The sequence below is a fragment of the Mycolicibacterium neoaurum ATCC 25795 genome, from assembly GCF_000691525.1.
In the GTDB taxonomy this organism is placed as follows: domain Bacteria; phylum Actinomycetota; class Actinomycetes; order Mycobacteriales; family Mycobacteriaceae; genus Mycobacterium; species Mycobacterium neoaurum.
In genome coordinates this window covers 263,672-283,098 of sequence record NZ_JMDW01000010.1, presented here as the reverse complement: position 1 = coordinate 283,098, position 19,427 = coordinate 263,672, and the positions used below count along the sequence as shown (strand labels likewise).

At 68.0% G+C, this 19,427-nt stretch carries 21 protein-coding genes; 14 read left to right on the top strand and 7 right to left on the bottom strand.

All coding sequences use genetic code 11. The features are described from left to right. The first annotated feature begins 36 nt into the window (after positions 1–36). From nadA to nadC, 3 genes are read left to right on the top strand one after another with little or no spacing between them, the layout of a single operon-like run. Positions 37–1,086 (top strand): quinolinate synthase NadA, encoded by a 1,050-nt coding sequence (gene nadA / locus IC40_RS0115265; protein WP_030135573.1) that lies wholly within the window; start codon positions 37–39, stop codon positions 1,084–1,086. Beyond that, positions 1,083–2,693, top strand: coding sequence for an L-aspartate oxidase (locus tag IC40_RS0115260; RefSeq protein WP_030135572.1), 1,611 nt, complete (start codon positions 1,083–1,085; stop codon positions 2,691–2,693). Before nadA ends, IC40_RS0115260 begins: the two co-directional genes overlap by 4 nt. Continuing rightward, complete coding sequence (gene nadC / locus IC40_RS0115255) at positions 2,693–3,568, top strand: carboxylating nicotinate-nucleotide diphosphorylase (RefSeq protein ID WP_030135571.1); 876 nt, start codon at positions 2,693–2,695, stop codon at positions 3,566–3,568. Before IC40_RS0115260 ends, nadC begins: the two co-directional genes overlap by 1 nt. Here nadC and IC40_RS0115250 read toward each other — a convergent pair. The 4 genes from IC40_RS0115250 to IC40_RS0115235 all read right to left on the bottom strand — a co-directional run bounded on the left by IC40_RS0115250 (position 3,565) and on the right by IC40_RS0115235 (position 6,497). After that, the gene (locus tag IC40_RS0115250) at positions 3,565–4,662 is read right to left on the bottom strand and encodes a PrsW family intramembrane metalloprotease (protein WP_090559059.1); all 1,098 of its coding nucleotides are present in this window, start codon (positions 4,660–4,662) and stop codon (positions 3,565–3,567) included. The two genes, nadC and IC40_RS0115250, sit on opposite strands and share 4 nt — an antisense overlap. Beyond that, the gene (locus IC40_RS0115245; RefSeq protein WP_051936848.1) at positions 4,659–5,228 is read right to left on the bottom strand and encodes a hypothetical protein; all 570 of its coding nucleotides are present in this window, start codon (positions 5,226–5,228) and stop codon (positions 4,659–4,661) included. Before IC40_RS0115245 ends, IC40_RS0115250 begins: the two co-directional genes overlap by 4 nt. 162 nt (positions 5,229–5,390) lie before the next feature. Then, positions 5,391–6,026, bottom strand: a complete 636-nt coding sequence (locus IC40_RS0115240; protein ID WP_030135568.1) for a LysE family transporter — start codon at positions 6,024–6,026, stop codon at positions 5,391–5,393. Between the two features lie 48 nt (positions 6,027–6,074). After that, complete coding sequence (locus IC40_RS0115235) at positions 6,075–6,497, bottom strand: nitroreductase family deazaflavin-dependent oxidoreductase (protein ID WP_030135567.1); 423 nt, start codon at positions 6,495–6,497, stop codon at positions 6,075–6,077. 66 nt (positions 6,498–6,563) lie between these two features. Between IC40_RS0115235 and hisD the strand changes: the two genes are divergently transcribed. Genes hisD through IC40_RS0115185 form a run of 10 tightly spaced genes read left to right on the top strand, consistent with a single transcriptional unit; the run spans position 6,564 to position 15,662 of the window. Then, positions 6,564–7,919 (top strand): histidinol dehydrogenase, encoded by a 1,356-nt coding sequence (hisD, locus tag IC40_RS0115230; protein ID WP_030135566.1) that lies wholly within the window; start codon positions 6,564–6,566, stop codon positions 7,917–7,919. Beyond that, positions 7,916–9,046 carry a histidinol-phosphate transaminase gene (locus IC40_RS0115225; protein ID WP_030135565.1) on the top strand — a complete coding sequence of 377 codons (1,131 nt, stop codon included), beginning with the start codon at positions 7,916–7,918 and terminating at the stop codon, positions 9,044–9,046. Before hisD ends, IC40_RS0115225 begins: the two co-directional genes overlap by 4 nt. Beyond that, on the top strand, positions 9,043–9,663 hold the full coding sequence (gene hisB / locus IC40_RS0115220; protein ID WP_030135564.1) for an imidazoleglycerol-phosphate dehydratase HisB: 621 nt from the start codon (positions 9,043–9,045) through the stop codon (positions 9,661–9,663). The genes IC40_RS0115225 and hisB overlap by 4 nt, the downstream gene beginning before the upstream one ends. Before the next feature lie 2 nt (positions 9,664–9,665). After that, positions 9,666–10,292 (top strand): imidazole glycerol phosphate synthase subunit HisH, encoded by a 627-nt coding sequence (gene hisH, locus IC40_RS0115215; RefSeq protein ID WP_036460680.1) that lies wholly within the window; start codon positions 9,666–9,668, stop codon positions 10,290–10,292. 23 nt (positions 10,293–10,315) lie between these two features. Next, positions 10,316–11,050, top strand: a complete 735-nt coding sequence (priA, locus tag IC40_RS0115210) for a bifunctional 1-(5-phosphoribosyl)-5-((5-phosphoribosylamino)methylideneamino)imidazole-4-carboxamide isomerase/phosphoribosylanthranilate isomerase PriA (RefSeq protein ID WP_030135562.1) — start codon at positions 10,316–10,318, stop codon at positions 11,048–11,050. After that, the gene (locus tag IC40_RS0115205; protein ID WP_030135561.1) at positions 11,050–11,862 is read left to right on the top strand and encodes an inositol monophosphatase family protein; all 813 of its coding nucleotides are present in this window, start codon (positions 11,050–11,052) and stop codon (positions 11,860–11,862) included. The genes priA and IC40_RS0115205 overlap by 1 nt, the downstream gene beginning before the upstream one ends. A gap of 1 nt (position 11,863) precedes the next feature. Continuing rightward, a complete protein-coding gene (gene hisF, locus IC40_RS0115200) occupies positions 11,864–12,637 on the top strand; it encodes an imidazole glycerol phosphate synthase subunit HisF (protein ID WP_030135560.1) in 774 nt (257 codons plus the stop codon). 31 nt (positions 12,638–12,668) lie between these two features. Continuing rightward, complete coding sequence (hisI, locus tag IC40_RS0115195; protein ID WP_030135559.1) at positions 12,669–13,013, top strand: phosphoribosyl-AMP cyclohydrolase; 345 nt, start codon at positions 12,669–12,671, stop codon at positions 13,011–13,013. A gap of 35 nt (positions 13,014–13,048) precedes the next feature. Further along, a complete protein-coding gene (locus IC40_RS0115190) occupies positions 13,049–14,668 on the top strand; it encodes an N-6 DNA methylase (protein WP_191293424.1) in 1,620 nt (539 codons plus the stop codon). Next, positions 14,658–15,662 carry a hypothetical protein gene (locus tag IC40_RS0115185; RefSeq protein WP_030135557.1) on the top strand — a complete coding sequence of 335 codons (1,005 nt, stop codon included), beginning with the start codon at positions 14,658–14,660 and terminating at the stop codon, positions 15,660–15,662. Before IC40_RS0115190 ends, IC40_RS0115185 begins: the two co-directional genes overlap by 11 nt. Here the strand turns inward: IC40_RS0115185 and IC40_RS0115180 are convergent. After that, entirely contained in the window at positions 15,659–16,456 is a 798-nt protein-coding gene (locus IC40_RS0115180; protein WP_030135556.1) for an ABC transporter ATP-binding protein, read from the bottom strand. The genes IC40_RS0115185 and IC40_RS0115180 overlap by 4 nt on opposite strands. Beyond that, on the bottom strand, positions 16,453–17,124 hold the full coding sequence (locus IC40_RS0115175) for a FadR/GntR family transcriptional regulator (RefSeq protein WP_030135555.1): 672 nt from the start codon (positions 17,122–17,124) through the stop codon (positions 16,453–16,455). The genes IC40_RS0115180 and IC40_RS0115175 overlap by 4 nt, the downstream gene beginning before the upstream one ends. A gap of 193 nt (positions 17,125–17,317) precedes the next feature. Here IC40_RS0115175 and IC40_RS0115170 point away from each other — a divergent pair, with 193 nt between their 5' ends. Further along, positions 17,318–18,955: a 2-isopropylmalate synthase gene (locus tag IC40_RS0115170; RefSeq protein WP_030135554.1), complete on the top strand. Its 1,638-nt coding sequence runs from the start codon at positions 17,318–17,320 to the stop codon at positions 18,953–18,955. On the opposite strand, the gene IC40_RS0115165 is transcribed toward IC40_RS0115170, so the two are convergent. Next, positions 18,942–19,406, bottom strand: a complete 465-nt coding sequence (locus tag IC40_RS0115165) for a peroxiredoxin (protein ID WP_030135553.1) — start codon at positions 19,404–19,406, stop codon at positions 18,942–18,944. The genes IC40_RS0115170 and IC40_RS0115165 overlap by 14 nt on opposite strands. Between the last annotated feature and the right edge of the window lie 21 nt (positions 19,407–19,427).

Sequence of the window (19,427 nt, the reverse complement as noted above, 5' to 3'; positions counted from 1 at the left end):
TAAGTCGAAAACCTCGGTAGGCAAAAGGAGACTGCCATGACGGTCCTGGATCGCACCGGCGCACTCAACAGCGTGCTGGCTGCACGCATCGTCGACGGCCCCGGCGGATACGGCGGCATCGTGCCCGACGGGCAGTGGGCCGCCGAGGTGCGCAGGCTCGCCGATCTGCGGAACGCGACGCTGCTGGCGCACAACTACCAGTTACCGGCCATCCAGGATGTCGCCGACCACGTCGGCGACTCGCTGGCACTGTCGCGCATCGCGGCCGAGGCATCCGAGGACACCATCGTCTTCTGCGGCGTGCACTTCATGGCCGAGACGGCGAAGATCCTCAGCCCGGACAAGACGGTGCTCATTCCGGATCAGCGCGCCGGCTGCTCGCTGGCCGACTCCATCACCGCCGAAGAACTGCGGGCCTGGAAGGACGAGTACCCCGACGCCGTCGTGGTGTCCTATGTGAACACCACCGCCGCGGTCAAGGCGCTCACCGACATCTGCTGCACCTCGTCGAACGCGGTCGAGGTCGTCGCCTCCATCCCCGAAGACCGCACGGTGCTGTTCTGCCCGGATCAGTTCCTGGGTGCGCACGTCCGCCGTGTCACCGGCCGCAAGAATCTGCACGTCTGGGCCGGTGAATGCCATGTGCATGCCGGTATCAACGGCGACGAACTGGCCGCGCAGGCCCGCTCGCACCCGGATGCCGAGTTGTTCGTGCATCCCGAGTGCGGTTGTGCCACCTCGGCGTTGTACCTCGCCGGTGAGGGTGCCGTACCCGAGGAGCGGGTGAAGATCCTGTCCACCGGTGGCATGCTCGATGCTGCACGCGAGACCCGCGCCCGCCAGGTGCTGGTCGCCACCGAGGTCGGCATGCTGCATCAGTTGCGCAGGGCTGCACCGGAAGTCGACTTCCTCGCGGTCAACGACCGGGCATCGTGCAGCTATATGAAGATGATCACCCCGGCCGCGTTGCTGCGGTGCCTGGTCGAGGGCGCCGATGAGGTGCACGTCGATGCCGACGTCGCCGCGGCCGGACGTAAGAGTGTCCAGCGCATGATCGAGATCGGGCAGCCCGGCGGCGGGGAATGAGCGCCCCCGGGGGCGGGAGCGCAGCGACCCGGGGGACCAGCTCGTGCGGTGGTGCCGGCTTCTGGCAGCAGCGCGCTGACGTCGTCGTCATCGGGACCGGGGTCGCCGGATTGGTCGCGGCCCTGGCGGCGGCGCGGGCGGGCCGAAAGGTCGTGGTGCTCAGCAAGGTCGGCGAGACGGCCACCTTCTATGCCCAGGGCGGGATCGCCGTGGTCCTGCCGAGCACCCAGGATTCGGTGCAGGCGCATGTGGCCGACACGGTGGCCGCCGGTGGTGGGTTGTGCGATGCCGACGCCGTGCGATCCATCGTCGCCTACGGATACGCGGCGGTGTCGGAGCTGGTAGCCGATGGGGCCCGGTTCGACGAATCCCGGCCCGGGCAGTGGTCGCTGACCCGCGAGGGTGGTCACACCCGTCGCCGCATCATCCACGCCGGCGGTGATGCCACCGGAGCCGAGGTGCAGCGCGCCCTCGATGCGGCTGCGGCGCAGCTGGATATCCGCCATCACCATGTGGCGGTGCAGATCTGCCGGGACGGCGCCGGTGTCACCGGTGTGCTGGTGCACAGCGAGGCCGGCCCGGGACTGTTGCATGCGCCATCGGTCATCCTGGCCACCGGCGGGTTGGGCCATCTGTATGCCGCCACCACCAACCCGGTGGGTTCCACCGGCGATGGTGTGGCCCTGGCATTGCGGGCCGGCGTCGGGGTCGGTGATATCGAATTCGTCCAGTTCCACCCGACGATGCTGTTCACCGGCACGGCCGGTGGGCGCCGACCGCTGGTCACCGAGGCCCTGCGCGGTGAGGGGGCGATTCTCGTCGACCGTCACGGTGATTCGGTGACCGCGGGTGTGCATCCACTCGGCGACCTCGCGCCACGGGATGTGGTCGCCGCCGCGATCGATGCGCGCCTGCGCGCCACCGGGGACGCCTGCGTCTACCTAGATGCGACCCGCGTGCCCGATGTCGCCGAACGCTTTCCGACCGTCACCGCCGCCTGTCGGGCCGCCGGCATCGACCCGGTCCGCCAACCGATCCCGGTGGTGCCCGGTGCACATTACAGCTGTGGGGGAGTGCACACCGATGTGCACGGCCGTACCGAACTGGCAGGCTTGTTCGCCGCGGGCGAGGTGGCCCGCACCGGCATGCACGGCGCCAACAGGCTGGCCTCCAACAGTCTGCTGGAAGGCCTTGTCGTCGGCGGACGCGCGGGCCGGGCCGCGGCCGCGCACGCCGAGCAGGCGGGAGCCACCCATGCGGTGTTCGACGGCCCGCCACGCGCGCCGATGCTGGAGCGCAGCACGCTGCAGCACGCCATGAGTCGCGATGCCTCGGTCGTTCGCGATGCCGCCGGGCTGGACCAGCTGACCGCGGTGCTCACCGGTGCCGTCGAGCGTCCGCTGACCGACCGGGAGCGTGTCGAGGATGCGGCGCTTACCCTGACGGCACGAGCCGTGGCCGCGGCGGCGTTGGCGCGCAACGAATCCCGCGGTTGTCACCACCGCGCGGACCATCCCGACAGCGATGATGCCCAGGCGCACAGCGCCACCGTGCGGCTCGATGATTCCGGTGCGCCGAAAGTGGTCGCACCGCTGGCGGCAAGCTGATGAACGGAGTGCAGGTGCACGGACTGACCGATACCGAACGCGCCGAGGCGCGTGCCCTCATCGAGCGCGCGCTGGACGAGGACCTGCGCTACGGACCGGATGTCACCACCGAGGCAACGGTGCCCGCGGACGCCGTCACCACCGCGGTCATGGCCTCGCGTGAGCACGGTGTCGCCGCCGGTATAGACGTGGCCGTCCTGGTGCTCGACGCCGTGCTGGGTGCCGATGGCTACACCGTGCTCGAGCGGCTGGCCGATGGCACCCGGGTGCAGCCAGGTCAGGCGCTGCTGCGGGTGCAGGCACCCACCAGGGGACTGTTGACGGCCGAGCGCACGATGCTCAATCTGGTCTGCCATCTGTCCGGAATCGCCACCGCGACAGCCCGATGGGTCGACGCGGTGAACGGGACCGCTGCGCGAATCCGGGACACCCGCAAGACCCTGCCCGGTATGCGCGCCCTGCAGAAGTACGCCGTGCGGGTCGGTGGTGGCGTCAACCATCGGATGGGGCTCGGTGATGCCGCGTTGATCAAGGACAACCATGTCGCCGCGGCCGGTTCGGTGCTCGCCGCCCTTGCGGCGGTGCGGGCGACCGCGCCGGATATCGCGTGCGAGGTCGAGGTCGATTCGCTCGAGCAGCTCGACGACATCCTCGGTGCCGACGTCGAATTGGTGCTGTTGGACAACTTTCCGGTGTGGCAGACCCAGATCGCGGTGCAACGCCGCGACAGCCGCTCGCCGGCCACCAAACTGGAGTCCTCGGGCGGCCTTTCGCTGGAGTCGGCGGCGGCGTATGCCGCCACCGGGGTCGACTATCTTGCCGTGGGCGCGCTCACCCATTCGGTCCGGGTGCTCGACATCGGGTTGGACAGTTAGCCCGCGGACTGCACCAGTTCCAGCGCATCGTTCTGCGCCTGCCGCATCGCCTTCTTGGCGCGCCGTCCGCCGCTACGCCGAGCCTGCTTGCGCAGCCGGCGCCGCGCCTTGCCCGTCTGCAGTGAGTCGAGAACCTCATCGGGCACCGCGGCAAGTGTCCCGTCGGAGCGTCCGGCGGCGATGCGTTCGGTCACCCACTGACGTTCGAAACGCAGCAACCACAACACCGGGATCAGGAACACCACCAGGGTGACGCCGATCTTGACGAATCCGCCGCCGATGGGTGAGTCCCAGAAGAAATGCATGAAGGACGCGGTGGCCATCAGCGGTAGGGCCAGCAGCACCCGGCGGGCATAGGACCACTGCGGCGGACCGGTGAAGGTGGGCAGCAGCAGCATGACGCCCACCGCGAACAACCCCGTGTAGGCCCAGTGCGCAGGAACGGCGGTCAGCACCCGCTGGATCAGGTTCGGCATGGCACCGGCGAGATCGGAGTCCAGGCTGTAGATCGCCTCGCGGGTCGCGTAGGTCAGATCCTCCATGACATCGAAGCCGAACCCGACGAACATCCCGACCAACAGGGCGTGCGAAATCCGGTGGAACACCGACGAGCACAGCACCAGGATGACCGCGGCGCACATACCCTTGGAAGCTTCCTCGATGATCGGCGCGGTGAGAGAGGCTTCCCAGGCGGCCATCGTCTCCGGCGACAGATACCGCGACCAGACGCCGGCGAGTGCGGCGTTGCCGTTGACGGCCATCACCAATGCGGTGGTGCCCCCGAGTGCGGTTCCGGCGAGCAGCGCCTGCGGGTAGCGCCGCGCACTGCGGTACGGGTCGAATTTGAACATCAACCAGAACAGCACGACGATGAAGGCGATCCACAGGGGCGCCAGCCAGAGCTGCGCATCCAGCACCATGCCGAAGGCGCTGCCGTCGGCGCTCAGCAGCAGGTAGGTGCTCAGCACCAGGGTGATCACGTACAGCCAGAACACCGCCGACCGCGGCCGGTACACCACCGGTACCCGGGCCGGTCCGATGGGTCCCGGGGCGACGTTCGGTGCGGACGTGGCGGGGGCCTCGGTCTGGGTCACTGCTGCGTCTCCCTGCTGATCAGGCCGGCGATGGTTTTGATGTCGGGGCCCTGGCTGTCCGGGCCGGTGAGGGCGATCACCGATACGACGACATCGTCGTCGTACAGGAAGGCGCACGTCCCGGTGGTGTCGGTGGTCACCGCGACGCAGGTATCGCCGGAGAGTGTGGAGTCGGTGCCGCTGATCACCCCGCCGTCGAGTGCGGCGCTGACCCCTTCGAGACGGTTGGCCCGCATCAGGCGCTGGGCCACCGCTGCGGGGTCGCGGTCCATCCGGTCATAGGCCTGGATCATGACGACGCTGCCGTCAGCGTGCATCACCACCGACGATCCGCTGTCGATGATCTGCCAGCCGTCCATGACGTCGACCGCGACCTGTTCACCGCCGTCGGTGGTCAACTCCACCGGCGTGACCTCCTCGGCATCGGCCGACCAGTCCCGTTCTGGGAGGACCGCATTAGCTGTCACCGGTATCAGAGGCACCGCGAGGATGCCGAGCCCAAGCGCAAAGGCGGCTGGTTTCTGGGTCAATCGGCGCCGGCGAGGCGGCGCAGTGGGATCGGCCATGCGCCAGAAGTTACGGCACACCAGCGGTTTCTGCGTGTATTTACGGTGTTGTCAGTTTAGAGCGTGCGGAGTCCATGGAGTGGGTGTCATCGCTGTCGCGATTCATCGGCGCGGAAAAGGCTTCCTCGGACAAGAAAATGCGCCCAAATGGGATTTGCTGACTCAGGCGGGCGTGGCCCGGCGGACCAGTGACAGCACGACGGCGGCCAGGGCGAACATCGTCGAGATGGCGCGGTTGAGGAGGGTCTGCTGCCGAGCGTTGTGCAGCCAGCCGACCATCCGCCCGGCCAGACCGGTATAGATGCCCATGACCACGATGTCGACGGCGAGCATCGTCATCCCGATCGTCAGATACTGCGGCAGTAGCGGCATGCCCGGGTCGACGAACTGCGGGAGTGCGGCCAGGAAGAACACCAGCCCCTTCGGGTTGGTCGCGTTGACCAGAAATCCGCGCAGTAGCAGACCGCGCCGGCTGCCCGGCGCCGCGGCCTCCATCTCGTCGCGCAGATCCCTTGGTGCTGTGCGCCATTGCCGGATCGCCAGGTAGGCCAGGTAGGCCACGCCGAGCCATCTGACGATCGTGAACGCGACCGCCGAACCCGCGACGACGGCACCGACACCGGCGGCGACCAACACCAGTTGCAGCATCAGGCCGATCTGCAACCCGAGCACGCTGTACCAGCCGCGCCGCAGCCCCTCGGACATCCCGGTGGCCATCGACTGCACCGCGCCGGGGCCGGGAACGATGCTGATCGCGATTGCTGCGCCCAGGAACGCCAGCCATACCTGCCAGGTCATGACCTGGAATTGTCCCAGGCGGGTGCAACCGGGTTCGGCCGACCGGACTCAGGCGATATCGGCGACGAACACCCCGGTCTTGCGCAGCATCACCCGGGCGAGGAACGGCAGCGATCGGTCGACCGTGCCTGCGGGCAGGACCCGTGGGTTGACCACGTGCAGATCCTTGCCGGATACCTTGATGTCCGCCGAGCCGGCGGCCAGCACGTTCTTGACCCAGTTGGTCTTGCCGTGGATCAGTCCGATGGCCAGGACATCGCCCTTGCGATAGGCGGTGACCGGCGTCTCATAGGCGGTGCCGGAGGTGCGGCCGGTATGCCGGATGACGCTCATCCCGGGCAGCTTGCGGCTCAGCGGTGTCATCAGCGGGTTGATGTACTTGATCTGGAAGTTCTCCAGCGCGGGCGGCACCAGCATCGGCACGCCGACGGCATTGTTGGGATGTTCTTTTCGTGACGGTGACGCGGACATGACGGCTCCCGAATTCGATTTGGCCTGCTCTGGGACAATAGTCCTGTGACGTCATCAGGATCGCTCATGTCCCGCATCGACCTGCGTGGTGCGGACCTTTCCGTGGCCCGGCTGCGCAGCACCCTGCCGCGCGGTGGGGTCGACGTCGACGCCGTGGTGCCCACGGTTCGTCCGATCGTCGACGATGTCATGGCCCGCGGCGCCGTGGCCGCGCTGGAATACGGTCAGTCGTTCGACGGCGTACGCCCCGACACCGTCCGGGTGCCCGCCGAGAAATTGGACGAGGCGCTCCGGCTCCTGGATGCCGATGTGCGGGCCGCCCTCGAGGTCGCCATCGAGCGCACCAGGGTCGTGCACGCCGATCAGCGCCGCACCGACACGACGACGACGCTCGGTCCCGGTGCCGTCGTCACCGAACGCTGGGTGCCCGTCGAGCGTGTGGGGCTCTATGTGCCCGGTGGTAACGCCGTCTACCCGTCGAGCGTGGTGATGAACGTCGTGCCGGCGCAGACCGCCGGTGTCGACTCGCTGGTGATCGCGAGCCCGCCGCAGGCGTCGAACCCGCCGGCCTTCCAGGGTCTGCCGCACCCGACCATCCTGGCCGCGGCCGCGCTGCTGGGCGTCGACGAGGTGTGGGCGGTCGGTGGCGCGCAGGCGGTGGCGCTGCTGGCCTACGGCGGCGCTGGGGCGAGCGGAGCGACGGGGACTGGTATCGACACCTCGGGTGAAGAGCTGGCCCCGGTGGACATGATCACCGGGCCCGGCAACATCTACGTCACCGCGGCCAAACGGATCTGCCGCTCCCAGGTCGGTATCGACGCCGAGGCCGGCCCCACCGAGATCGCGATCCTTGCCGATCACACCGCCGACCCGCGGCACATCGCGGCGGATCTGATCAGCCAGGCCGAGCATGACGAGATGGCCGCCAGCGTGTTGGTCACCGACAGCGTCGCCCTGGCCGACGCCGCCGATGCCGAGGTGCGGGCGCAACTGGAGACCACCGTGCATCGCGAGCGCGTCACCGTCGCGCTGACCGGAAAGCAGTCGGCCATCGTGCTGGTCGATGACGTCGAGGCCGGGTTGAAGGTCGTCAACGCTTACGCCGCCGAGCATCTGGAGATCCAGACCGAGGATGCCGCGGCGGTCGCTGCCCGGGTGCGCTCGGCCGGTGCGATCTTCGTCGGGGCGTGGTCCCCGGTGAGCCTCGGTGACTACTGTGCCGGATCGAATCACGTGCTGCCCACCGCGGGGTGTGCCCGGCACTCCAGCGGATTGTCGGTGCAGACGTTCCTGCGCGGTATCCACGTCGTCGAATACGACGAGGCCGCACTCAAAGATGTGGCCGGTCATGTGATCACGTTGTCCAAGGCGGAAAATCTGCCCGCTCACGGCGAGGCCGTCCGGCGGAGGTTCGAACAGTGAGTGCGGCCAAGATCACCCTCGACGACCTGCCGTTGCGCGACAGCCTGCGCGGCAAATCCCCCTACGGCGCACCACAACTGGCGGTGCCGGTGCGGCTGAACACCAACGAGAACCCGCATCCGCCGACCCAGGCGCTCGTCGACGATGTCGCCGAGTCCGTGCGTGATGCGGCTGCCGAACTGCACCGCTACCCCGATCGCGACGCGGTGGCCCTGCGCACCGATCTGGCGGAGTACCTGCGCACCCAGACCGGCGTCGAGGTCGGCGTCGACAACGTCTGGGCGGCAAATGGTTCGAATGAGATCCTGCAGCAGTTGCTGCAGGCGTTCGGCGGTCCTGGCCGGCGCGCCATCGGTTTCGTGCCGTCCTATTCCATGCACCCCATCATCTCCGACGGCACGCAGACCCAGTGGCTGGAGGCGGCCCGCGCCGAGGACTTCGGCCTGGACACCGACCGTGCCGTCGCGGCGATCACCGAGCACCGGCCCGATGTGGTGTTCTTGGCCAGCCCGAACAATCCCTCGGGTCAGAGCGTCACACCGGACGAGCTGCGCCGGGTGCTCGACGCCGCGCCGGGTGTGGTCATAGTCGACGAGGCATATGGCGAATTCTCTTCCCAGCCCAGCGCCGTCGGGCTGATCGCGGACCATCCGGCCAAGCTCATCGTCACCCGCACCATGAGCAAGGCGTTCGCCTTCGCCGGCGGCCGGCTGGGTTACCTGATCGCCGATCCCGCTGTGATCGACGCGATCCTGTTGGTCCGGCTGCCGTATCACCTGTCCGCGCTGACGCAGGCCGGAGCGCGCGCGGCGCTGCGTCATGCCGACGAAACCCTGGGCAGTGTGCAGACACTGATCGCCGAGCGCGGCCGGATCGCGTCGGCGTTGACGGACATGGGGTATCGCGTCATCCCCAGTGACGCCAACTTCGTGCTCTTCGGCGGCTTCGCCGATGCCCCGGCCGTCTGGCAGCGCTATCTCGATGCCGGCGTGCTGATCCGCGATGTCGGCGTGCCCGGCCACCTGCGGACCACCGTCGGCCTCGCCGAAGAGAACGATGTCTTCCTCGATGTGAGTGCCACGATCGCCGAATCCGGCGTCCTAACGCAGAACCAAGGAGTCTCATGAGCCGCCGGGCCAAGGTCGAACGCAAGACCCGCGAATCGGACATCGTCGTCGAGATCGACCTGGACGGCACCGGCCAGGTCGACATCACCACCGGCGTGCCGTTCTTCGACCACATGCTGACCGCGCTGGGCAGCCATGCCAGCTTCGATCTCACCGTGCACGCAAAGGGCGACACCGAGATCGAGGGGCATCACACCATCGAGGACACCGCCATCGTGCTGGGCCAGGCGCTCGGTCAGGCCCTAGGCGACAAGCGGGGTATCCGCCGCTTCGGGGACGCCTTCATCCCGATGGATGAGACGCTGGCCCATGCCGCGGTGGACGTGTCGGGCCGACCGTATTTCGTGCACACCGGCGAGCCGGATTACATGGTGGAGTTCACCATCGCCGGATCCGGCGCCGGTTCGACCGCGCCGTATCACACCGTCATCAACCGGCACGTGTTCGAGTCGCTGGCCTTCAACGCGCGCATTGCGCTGCACGTGCGCACCCTCTACGGTCGCGATCCGCACCACATCACCGAGGCCGAGTACAAGGCCGTCGCCCGCGCGCTGCGCCAGGCGGTCGAATTCGATCCGCGGGTCACCGGTGTGCCCTCGACCAAGGGCACGTTGTAATCGTGGGACTTTCGAAGAAGGTCACCGTTCTCGACTACGGTTCGGGGAACCTGCGCTCGGCGCAGCGTGCCCTGGAGCGCACCGGCGCCGAGGTCGAGGTCACCGCCGATCCGGCCGCGGCGCTGGAGGCCGACGGTCTGGTGGTACCGGGTGTGGGCGCGTACGAGGCATGCATGGCCGGCCTACGCGCGATCGACGGTGAGCGACTGATCGCCGAGCGCGTGTCGGCCGGGCGGCCGGTACTGGGGATCTGCGTGGGAATGCAGATCATGTTCACCGAGGGCGTCGAGTTCGGGGTGCAGACCCGCGGGTGCGCTCAGTGGCCGGGTGCGGTGACGCGCCTGGATGCTCCCGTCATCCCGCACATGGGGTGGAACACCGTCGCCGCGCCATCGGACAGCACGCTGTTCAAGGGCCTCGACACCGATACTCGGTTCTATTTCGTGCACTCGTATGCGGCACAGAGCTGGACCGGCGCCGCCGACGCGACGCTGACCTGGGCAACGCATGAGGTGCCTTTCCTGGCCGCCGTCGAGAACGGCGCGCTCTCTGCCACCCAATTCCATCCGGAGAAGAGCGGCGACGCCGGTGCAACGCTGTTGCGCAACTGGGTCGACAGCCTCGTTTGAGACGACAAGTAAGGTAACCGCACGTGTCATTGATTCTTCTTCCCGCCGTCGATGTCGTCGAGGGCCGGGCGGTACGCCTCGTGCAGGGCGTGGCCGGCAGCGAGACCGAGTACGGATCGGCCCTGGATGCGGCATTGGGCTGGCAGCGCGACGGTGCCGAGTGGATCCATCTGGTCGATCTGGACGCGGCCTTCGGCCGCGGTTCCAATCGTGAACTGCTCGCCGAGGTCGTCGGAAAGCTCGACGTTGCGGTGGAACTGTCCGGTGGTATCCGGGACGACGAGTCGCTGCGGGCCGCGTTGGACACCGGGTGCCGACGGGTGAACCTCGGGACCGCCGCGCTGGAGAACCCGCAGTGGTGCGCCGCGGCGATCGCCGAGCACGGTGACAAGGTCGCCGTCGGTCTCGACGTGAAGCTGGAGAACGGTGAGTACCGGTTGCGCGGACGCGGCTGGGAAACCGACGGCGGCGACCTGTGGCCGGTTCTGGATCGCCTTGTCGGCGAGGGCTGTTCGCGCTTCGTCGTCACCGATGTCACCAAGGACGGCACCCTCAACGGCCCCAATCTCGAGCTGCTGGCATCGGTGACCGAGCGTACCGATGCGCCGGTGATCGCCTCCGGCGGCGTGTCCAGCCTCGATGATCTCCGGGCCATCGCCACCCTGACCGATCGTGGGGTCGAGGGCGCCATCGTCGGAAAGGCGCTCTACGCCGGGCGATTCACCCTTCCCGAGGCACTCAGCGCGGTCAGCGGCTGATGCTCGAACCCGGTCAGCTGGCGGGCCTGGTCACGATGGCCGCCGAGATCCTCGACGAGGCGTCGGGCCCGTTCGTGGCAGGCCACCGTGCCGACTCGGCGGTGCGCAAGCAGGGCAACGATTTCGCCACCGAGGTGGACCTGGCCATCGAGCGGCAGGTGGTGGCCGCGCTGACCGAGCGCACCGGCATCGGGGTTCATGGCGAGGAATTCGGCGGGGAATCATTGGATTCCGAGCTCGTCTGGGTGCTCGACCCGATCGACGGCACGTTCAACTACGCGGCAGGCTCACCGATGGCCGCGATCCTGCTCGGGCTGCTCCATGAGGGAACTCCGGTTGCCGGGCTGACCTGGCTGCCGTTCGTCGGCAACCGGTACACCGCCATGGTCGGAGCGCCGTTGCGCGACAACGGCATCGAGCTGCCCGCCCTGGGCAACACCGGGCTGGCCGAATCCATCATCGGTATCCAGACCTTCAACATCGACTCGCACGGCCGGTTTCCCGGCCGCTACCGCGTCGAGGTGCTTGCCAACCTGAGTCGGGTGTCCTCGCGGATCCGCATGCACGGCGCCACCGGGGTCGATCTGGCCTATGTGGCGGCCGGAATTCTGGGCGGGGCAATCAGTTTCGGTCACCATGTCTGGGACCACGCGGCCGGTGTCGCGTTGGTGCGGGCGGCCGGTGGGATCGTGACCGACCTGGCCGGACAACCCTGGACCATCGAATCGAAATCGGCGTTGGCCGCCGCGCCCGGTATCCATCAGGACATCCTGGAGTTGGTGGCCGCCGCCGGGGCACCGGAGGATTACTGACATGGCCATCGCAGTCAGGGTGATCCCGTGCCTGGACGTCGATGACGGCCGCGTGGTCAAGGGTGTCAACTTCGAGAACCTCCGGGATGCCGGTGATCCGGTTGAGCTGGCTTCCGCCTACGACGCCGCCGGGGCCGATGAGCTGACCTTCCTTGACGTCACCGCCTCCTCGTCGGGACGTAGCACCATGCTCGAGGTGGTGCGTCGTACCGCCGAGCAGGTCTTCATCCCGCTGACCGTCGGTGGCGGCGTCCGGTCGGTCGCCGATGTCGACATCCTGCTGCGCGCCGGTGCGGACAAGGTCTCGGTCAACACCGCCGCGATCGCACGCCCGGAACTGCTTGCCGAGTTGTCCCGCCAGTTCGGTTCGCAGTGCATCGTGCTGAGCGTGGATGCCCGCACGGTGCCCGAGGGCGAACCGCCGACTCCGTCTGGCTGGGAGGTGACCACCCACGGTGGACGCCGGGGCACCGGTATCGACGCCGTCGAATGGGCCCGCCGCGGCGCCGAGTTGGGGGTGGGGGAGATCCTGCTGAACTCGATGGACGCCGACGGCACCAAGGCCGGTTTCGACCTGCCGATGTTGCACGCGGTCCGCGAGGCCGTCTCGGTGCCGGTGATCGCCAGCGGTGGCGCGGGAGCGGTGGATCATTTCGCGCCCGCGGTGCACGCCGGTGCCGACGCGGTGCTCGCCGCCAGCGTCTTCCATTTCGGCGAGCTGACCATCGGTGAGGTGAAGGCCGCGATGGCCGCCGACGGCATCGAGGTGCGATGAGCGCTTGCGCGAAGAGCCGAGGACTGAGCTGATGGCTCTCGACCCCGCGATCGCATCGCGGCTCAAACGCAACGATGCCGGATTGTTCACCGCCGTCGTCCAGGAGCGTGGCAGCGGTGACGTCCTGATGGTGGCCTGGATGGACGACGATGCGTTGGCCCGCACGCTGGAAACCCGCGAGGCGACCTACTTCTCCCGCTCGCGCGGCGAGCAGTGGGTCAAGGGTGCCACGTCCGGTCACACCCAGTACGTGCACTCGGTGCGGCTGGATTGTGACGGCGACAGTGTGCTGCTGGAGGTCGACCAGGTGGGCGGCGCGTGCCACACCGGTGACCACAGTTGTTTCGACGCCGACCAACTGCTCGGGGACGGCTGACCGGTTTTGTCGGTGCCATCGTTGAGAATGACGGGGTGACCGAAGACAGCGCTGCCGCACGTAAGGCGCGCGGTGCGTTCTTCACCCCGCCGTCGATCACCCGCTACCTGGCCGACTGGGCCGTCCGTGAGCCCGCGGACACGGTGTTCGAACCTTCCGCCGGTGATGCGGCCTTCCTGGTCGCGGCCACCGAACGGCTGCGCAGCCTGGGGGTCGAAACCCCCGAGCTGCACGGTGTCGAGATCCACGCCGCCAGCGCGGCCACCGCCCGCCGCCGGGTGGCCCAGGCCGGGGGCAGGGCGACGGTTCGCACCGCTGATTTCTTCGATGTCGCCCCGCGGCCCACCTACACCGCGGTGCTGGGCAATCCGCCCTATATCCGTTATCAAGACTTCCGCGGTAAGCAGCGGGCCCAGTCGCGCCGCGCGGCGCTGCATGCGGGGGTGACCCTCTCGGCTTTGGCGTCCAGCTGGGCCGCATTCACCGTGCATTCCGCGCTGTTCCTGACCCCCGGCGGCCGGATGGCGTTGGTGCTGCCCGCCGAACTGCTCAGCGTCAACTATGCCGCCGCGGTCCGCAAGTTCCTGTTCGACCGGTTCGCCAGCGTCGAGCTGGTGATGTTCGACGAGCAGGTCTTCCCGGGGGCCGAGGCCGATGTGGTGCTGCTGCTGGCCGACGGGTTCGACGCGGGTCCCTCCGGGCATGCCGTCATCCACCGTGCCCGCAACGCGGATTCGCTGGATGCCGAACTGGTACAACGGCACTGGTCGCCCTCCGATCCATCGGACAAATGGGTCAGCGGGTTGATAGGGCAACGCCCGGTCGAGGTCCTGCACGGCCTGCAGGCCGCGGGTCGGTTCGACGTGCTGGAACGCTGGGGTGAGACCACGCTCGGCATGGTCACCGGTAACAACGGCTATTTTGCGTTGTCGCCGGAGCGTGTCGCCGAACTCGGTCTCGACGACGGTGACCTGCTGACGTTGTCGCCGCCGGGCAGCGCCCATCTGCGCGGGCTGGCACTCTCGGCCCAGCAACTCGGCGCCCTCGGCGCCGAAGGACGTGCGGTGCACCTGTTCCGGCCCGGTGATCGTCCCTCGTCCGCCGCGCGGCGGTACATCGCGGCGGGCCAGGCCGCCGGGGTGCACCTGGCCTACAAATGTCGCGTCCGCACACCGTGGTACCGGGTTCCGTTGCTGGCCCCGGCGGACCTGCTGCTGACCTGTATGAACGCCGATACACCGCGACTGGTCACCAATCGCGCGCACGCCCATCACCTGAATTCGGTGCACGGGGTGTACCTGCGCGCCGAGCACGCCGCGCTCGGCCGTGACCTGTTACCGCTGGCCGCGCTGAACTCGGTGACGGTGTTGCACGCAGAGATGGTGGGGCGTGCCTACGGCGGCGGGGTGCTGAAAATCGAACCGCGGGAAGCGGATCGCTGGCTGGTACCCGCACCCGAGGTGGTGGCCGACCGGGCGCCCGCGTTGCGCGCGACACGGCGCGGTGTGGCCGGTCTGCTCTCGCGTGGCCGACTGCTCGATGCGGTGGCGCTCGTCGATGATGCGCTGGGTCTGGACGCCGATCTGGAATCCGTTCGGGCGGCTCGTCATTCGCTGGCATCGCGGCGGGCGGTAAGGTCGCGCCGTGCCCGCTGAACCGTCCACGAAGGCCACCGCGTGGGCCATCTTCGACCGGATCGTCGCCGATGCGGCACCCGGCGGCCAGCACACCAACCCGTGGGTCCGCACCGGTGATGTGCTGAGCTTCGAGCCGGATTTTCGGGTGTTGCGCAAGCTGCTGGGCGTGCCGCTGTATCTGGGTGCACCCTCGACCACCGGCGTACCCGCCCTGGCGCTCGACGTGTGGATGTCCTACGAGCTGCGCCGTGCCGGTTTCGATCCCGACGCGGTGTGGCCGCGTCCGACCGACCCGCGCATCATGCCCGGTGCAATCTCCCATCTACTTCAAGCGCTGCCGGTGCGAGAGCGCCAGCTGATCGAGCAGCGGCTCCGGCGCTCGATGAAGGGTGTATCCGCTTCCAGCGCCAGTGTCTTGGGCAAGCACTATATGAAGCAGGTCGACGTCATCATGTCCGACTGGGACACCGGTCCCGAACTGCTGATCAGCACCAAGCGGATGGATTCCAGCTTCGGCAAGAACGCCGCGAACCGCGTCGAGGAGAGCTACGGCGATGCCAAGAACCTGCGGCTGCGCCACCCGCTTGCCGCCCTCGGGTTCGTCTACGGTTTGCGCTCGACCATCCTGACCTCCGAACCGGACAAGGCGGAATGGATGGTCGACCTGCTCGGCAAGCTCGGTACCGAGGATGACGCGTACCACGCGGTCGCGTTGGTGATGATCGACTATGACGACGGCGTGGCCGATATCGGGGAGATCGCCGACGACGAGGTCGACAGCGTCGAGAAGGCGGACCCGGACACCTTGTTCGAGATCGTCGATGTCGAAACGGCGGCCGTCGATCAGGCCTTGGCGGCGCTACCCAATGTGGTGATCCGCCATGACGCCGTGCCTGCCAACCTGCAGCCCGCGCGCTTCCTGGCGACGATGGCCCATCGGGTCATCGACACCGCGCCCGTGACGCGGCACCGTGAGGCGCGGCGCCGCCGCAATGCGGCGGCGCAGAACTAGCTTCGCGCCTGTCCGCGGGTGGCCCGCGCGCTCCACCGGCCGTCCTCGAACCCGACGGTCACCGGATGCCGGAATGCCGCGCTGACGTGCTCGGTGGTCACCGTCGTGACGGCAGGCCCGCTGGCCACGGTGCGACCCTGACCGATCAGCACGGCGTGGGTGGTGCTGATCGGCAGTTCCTCGAGGTGGTGGGTGACGAGGATCGACGCCATCTCCGGATGCGTGTGGGCCAGTGTGTCGATGGTGTCCAGCAGCTGTTCGCGCGCCGCGACGTCCAGTCCGGTGCTGGGTTCGTCGAGCAGCAGGAGCTTCGGATCGGCGATCAGGGCACGTGCGATCAAGGTGCGGCCGCGCTCACCGTGGGACAGCGTGGGCCACACCGCGTCGGCGCGAGCGGTGAGCCCGACGGTATCGATCAGCTCATCGGCGCGCCGGATCTGTTCGGCACTCGGGGTCCAGCGCGCCGCGGTGTCGACGGTGGCGGTGACACCGGTCAGCACCACCTCACGCACGGTCAGCGGGTACTGCAGCCGGTGCCGGGGGTTGACGTGACCGATCGAGCGGCGCAGCACCGTCAGATCGGTCGTGCCCATCCGCGCGCCCAGGATGGTGACCGTGCCGCTGCTCGGAAACGTCACTGCCGCACAGAAACCCAGCAGGGTGCTCTTACCGGCCCCATTCGGACCGAGCAGTGCCCACTGCTCGCCGGCCTGCACCGTCAGCGAGATGCCGTCGATGATCTGCTTGCCGTCCCGGCGGAACGTGACATCGGCGAGCTCGAGGACGGGCGTCATGAGAAGGTCTCCTGCAGTGTGCTCAGGTGGGTTCGGCTGGCCGCGGACGCGGCAGCGGGGGAGCGTGCGGTGATGGCGTCGGCCAGTTCGCGGTGGCAATCGTGGTCGGCGGCCGCACTGGCCACGGGTGCGATCCTGAGCATGTCGATCATGGCGGCACGCAAGCGCGGCAGGAAGGCGTCGAACAGGCCCAGGAGCACCTCGTTGTGTGCGGCCGCGATCACCGCGCGGTGAAACGCCATATCGGCGTCGACGTGGTCGGGGATCGAGCGGCCTTCCACGCCGCGAGCGGCCAGCGTGCGGCGGATCTCCCGCAGATCCGCCGGTGTCCGACGACCGGCGGCCAGCGCAGCCGCCTCGGACTCGATCGCGATGCGCGCCTCCACGACTGTCGCGATGGTGGCGCGGCGCAGGACGACGTCCCAGTCCTCGGCGGTGTCCAGTGCGGTGACGAACACACCGGCACCCTGCCTGCTTTCGAGGACACCACGGCCGGCGAGTTCTCGGATGGCCTCGCGCACGGTTGAGCGCCCCACGCCCAATTGGGCGGCAAGCGTTGTCTCACCGGGTATCCGATGCCCGAGCGGCCATTCACCGTCGCGGATCCGGTTCAACAGCAGTTCGGCGGCTTGTGCCGCCAGCGGGTGTCGTTGCACCTGAATCACCATCTGTGGCGACCTCTCTACTTGTCTGAGGAGTCGTGTACAGTCTAGCCATCATGACGCGCCAGCTTCTCCTTCGTCGCCTCGACAGGGTCTGACTGACCGGCCCCCTGTCGTGGGGCTTCGTCGCGCCGGTCGGAACTCTGACCGACCGACAAGGAAAACGCTCGTGAACTGGAACCGTCAACAACCGTCTCCGATGCCGTGGCACCGCTACACCGATATCTACGATCGTGTGGAAGTTCCATTGCGGCAACGTCACTGGCCCGATGCCAGACTCGTCGAAGCGCCGCTGTGGGTGCCGGTCGATCTGCGCGACGGCAATCAGGCGCTCGCCGAACCCATGGACCCCGCGCGCAAGAAACGGTTCTTCGAACTGCTGGTCGCCATGGGGTACAAGGAAATCGAGGTGGGGTATCCGTCCGCGTCGCAGACCGATTACGACTTCGTCCGACTCATCGCCGAATCCGATATCGCACCGTCGGACGTCACCATCGTGGTGTTCACCCCGGCCAGGCGTGACCTCATCGAGCGCACCGTGGAATCGGTACGCGGTATCGGCAACGATGTGGTCATCCACCTGTACACCGCGACCGCCCCGACGTGGCGGACCGCAGTGCTGGGCAAGGACCGTGCCGAGCTGCGTGAGCTGATCCTCGCCGGCGGTCGCGATGTGCTCGAGCTGGTCGGAGAGCGCCCCGGTATCCGCTTCGAGTTCTCCCCTGAGGTCTTCAACCTGACCGAACCGGACTACGTCCTGGAGATCTGCGATGCCATGACGCAGCTGTGGTCGGCGACTCCCGATCGACCGGTGATCCTGAACCTGCCGGCGACCGTCGAGGTTGCCTCGCCCAATGTCTATGCCGATCAGATCGAATACATGCACCGCAACATGGCCCGCCGGGACAGCGTCATCCTCTCGGTGCACCCGCACAACGATCGCGGAACCGGGATTGCCTGTGCCGAACTCGCGGTACTGGCCGGCGCGCAGCGGGTCGAGGGCTGCGTTTTCGGCAACGGCGAACGGACCGGCAATGTCGACATCGCCACGCTGGCGCTGAACCTTTATGCCCAGGGCGTCGACCCGAAGATCGACTTCTCCGATATCGACGAGGTTGCCCGCACGGTCGTCCACTGCACCCGGATGCCGATTCACGAGCGACACCCATATGTGGGCGATCTGGTGCACACGGCGTTCTCCGGCACCCACCAGGACGCCATCAAGAAGGGGCTGGCCGAGCATCGGGCCAGGGCTGCGGCGACCGGCCGTCCAGAAAGCGAAATCGACTGGCGGGTCCCATATCTGCCGATAGACCCGGCCGATATCGGGCGCACCTACGAGGCCGTGATCCGGGTCAACTCACAGTCCGGCAAGGGCGGTATCGCCTATCTGCTGCAGGCAGACCACGGGCTGGACCTGCCGCGCCCGCTGCAGATGGATTTCGCTCGACGCGTGCAGGCACGCACCGAACAGAGCGGGGTCGAGATCGACTCCACTGAACTGCTGGCGCTGTTCGAAGGTGCCTACCTGGCTGCGGACGGTCCGGTACAGCTCAAGGATTGGCACACCGGCGCCGACGGGACCACCGAGATCACCCTCGTCGTCGACGGGTGCATCCACACCGGCGCGCACCATGGCATCGGGCCGGTCGAGGCGCTCACCCGGACGCTGGCCACCGCCGGGCGTCCCGTCGAGATCTTGAGTCTCACCCAGCAGTCGGTCGGTGCCACCGCCGTCAGCTATCTGGAGCACCGGGCCGGCTGGTCGTGTGGGCGCAGCGATTCGGTGCTCGGTGCGTCGATGGCGGCGGTTCTGCACGCGGTCAACGCGACCTGAGGACCTCGAGTGCCTTGTCGGCGTGGGTGTCCATGCTGAGCTCGCTGGAGATGACGTCGAGGATCCGGCGGTCGGTGTCGATCACGAACGTCGTGCGCTTGACCGGCATGAACTTGCCGAGCAGGCCGCGCTTGACGCCGAAGGCGCCGGCGACGGCGCCGTCGGCATCAGAGAGCAGCGGGTAGTCGAAACGCTGCTGCTCGGCGAACTTGGCCTGCTTGTCTACCGGATCGGTGCTGATGCCGACCCGGGAGGCGCCGACGGCGGCGAACTCACCCGCCAGGTCGCGGAAGTGACAGGCCTCCTTGGTGCACCCCGGTGTCATGGCCGCGGGGTAGAAGAACAGCACGATCGGACCGTCCGCCAGCAACGCGGTCAGGCTGCGGGGTGTGCCGGTCTGGTCGGGCAGTTCGAACTCGGCCACCTGGTCGCCGGTCTTCAGAAGAGTCACGGCTGCCCACGCTACGCCCGG

Bases quoted from the DNA above. Each gene is read 5' to 3' on its own strand.
- IC40_RS0115240 (WP_030135568.1), bottom strand. From the start codon at position 6,026: ATGACCTGGCAGGTATGGCTGGCGTTCCTGGGCGCAGCAATCGCGATC.
- IC40_RS0115175 (WP_030135555.1), bottom strand. From the start codon at position 17,124: ATGGTGATTCAGGTGCAACGACACCCGCTGGCGGCACAAGCCGCCGAA.
- IC40_RS0115205 (WP_030135561.1), top strand. From the start codon at position 11,050: ATGCTCGAACCCGGTCAGCTGGCGGGCCTGGTCACGATGGCCGCCGAG.
- hisI (WP_030135559.1), top strand. From the start codon at position 12,669: ATGGCTCTCGACCCCGCGATCGCATCGCGGCTCAAACGCAACGATGCC.
- IC40_RS0115180 (WP_030135556.1), bottom strand. From the start codon at position 16,456: ATGACGCCCGTCCTCGAGCTCGCCGATGTCACGTTCCGCCGGGACGGC.
- IC40_RS0115235 (WP_030135567.1), bottom strand. From the start codon at position 6,497: ATGTCCGCGTCACCGTCACGAAAAGAACATCCCAACAATGCCGTCGGC.
- nadA (WP_030135573.1), top strand. From the start codon at position 37: ATGACGGTCCTGGATCGCACCGGCGCACTCAACAGCGTGCTGGCTGCA.
- hisD (WP_030135566.1), top strand. From the start codon at position 6,564: ATGTCCCGCATCGACCTGCGTGGTGCGGACCTTTCCGTGGCCCGGCTG.
- IC40_RS0115245 (WP_051936848.1), bottom strand. From the start codon at position 5,228: ATGGCCGATCCCACTGCGCCGCCTCGCCGGCGCCGATTGACCCAGAAA.
- IC40_RS0115170 (WP_030135554.1), top strand. From the start codon at position 17,318: ATGCCGTGGCACCGCTACACCGATATCTACGATCGTGTGGAAGTTCCA.
- hisF (WP_030135560.1), top strand. From the start codon at position 11,864: ATGGCCATCGCAGTCAGGGTGATCCCGTGCCTGGACGTCGATGACGGC.
- IC40_RS0115260 (WP_030135572.1), top strand. From the start codon at position 1,083: ATGAGCGCCCCCGGGGGCGGGAGCGCAGCGACCCGGGGGACCAGCTCG.
- hisB (WP_030135564.1), top strand. From the start codon at position 9,043: ATGAGCCGCCGGGCCAAGGTCGAACGCAAGACCCGCGAATCGGACATC.
- nadC (WP_030135571.1), top strand. From the start codon at position 2,693: ATGAACGGAGTGCAGGTGCACGGACTGACCGATACCGAACGCGCCGAG.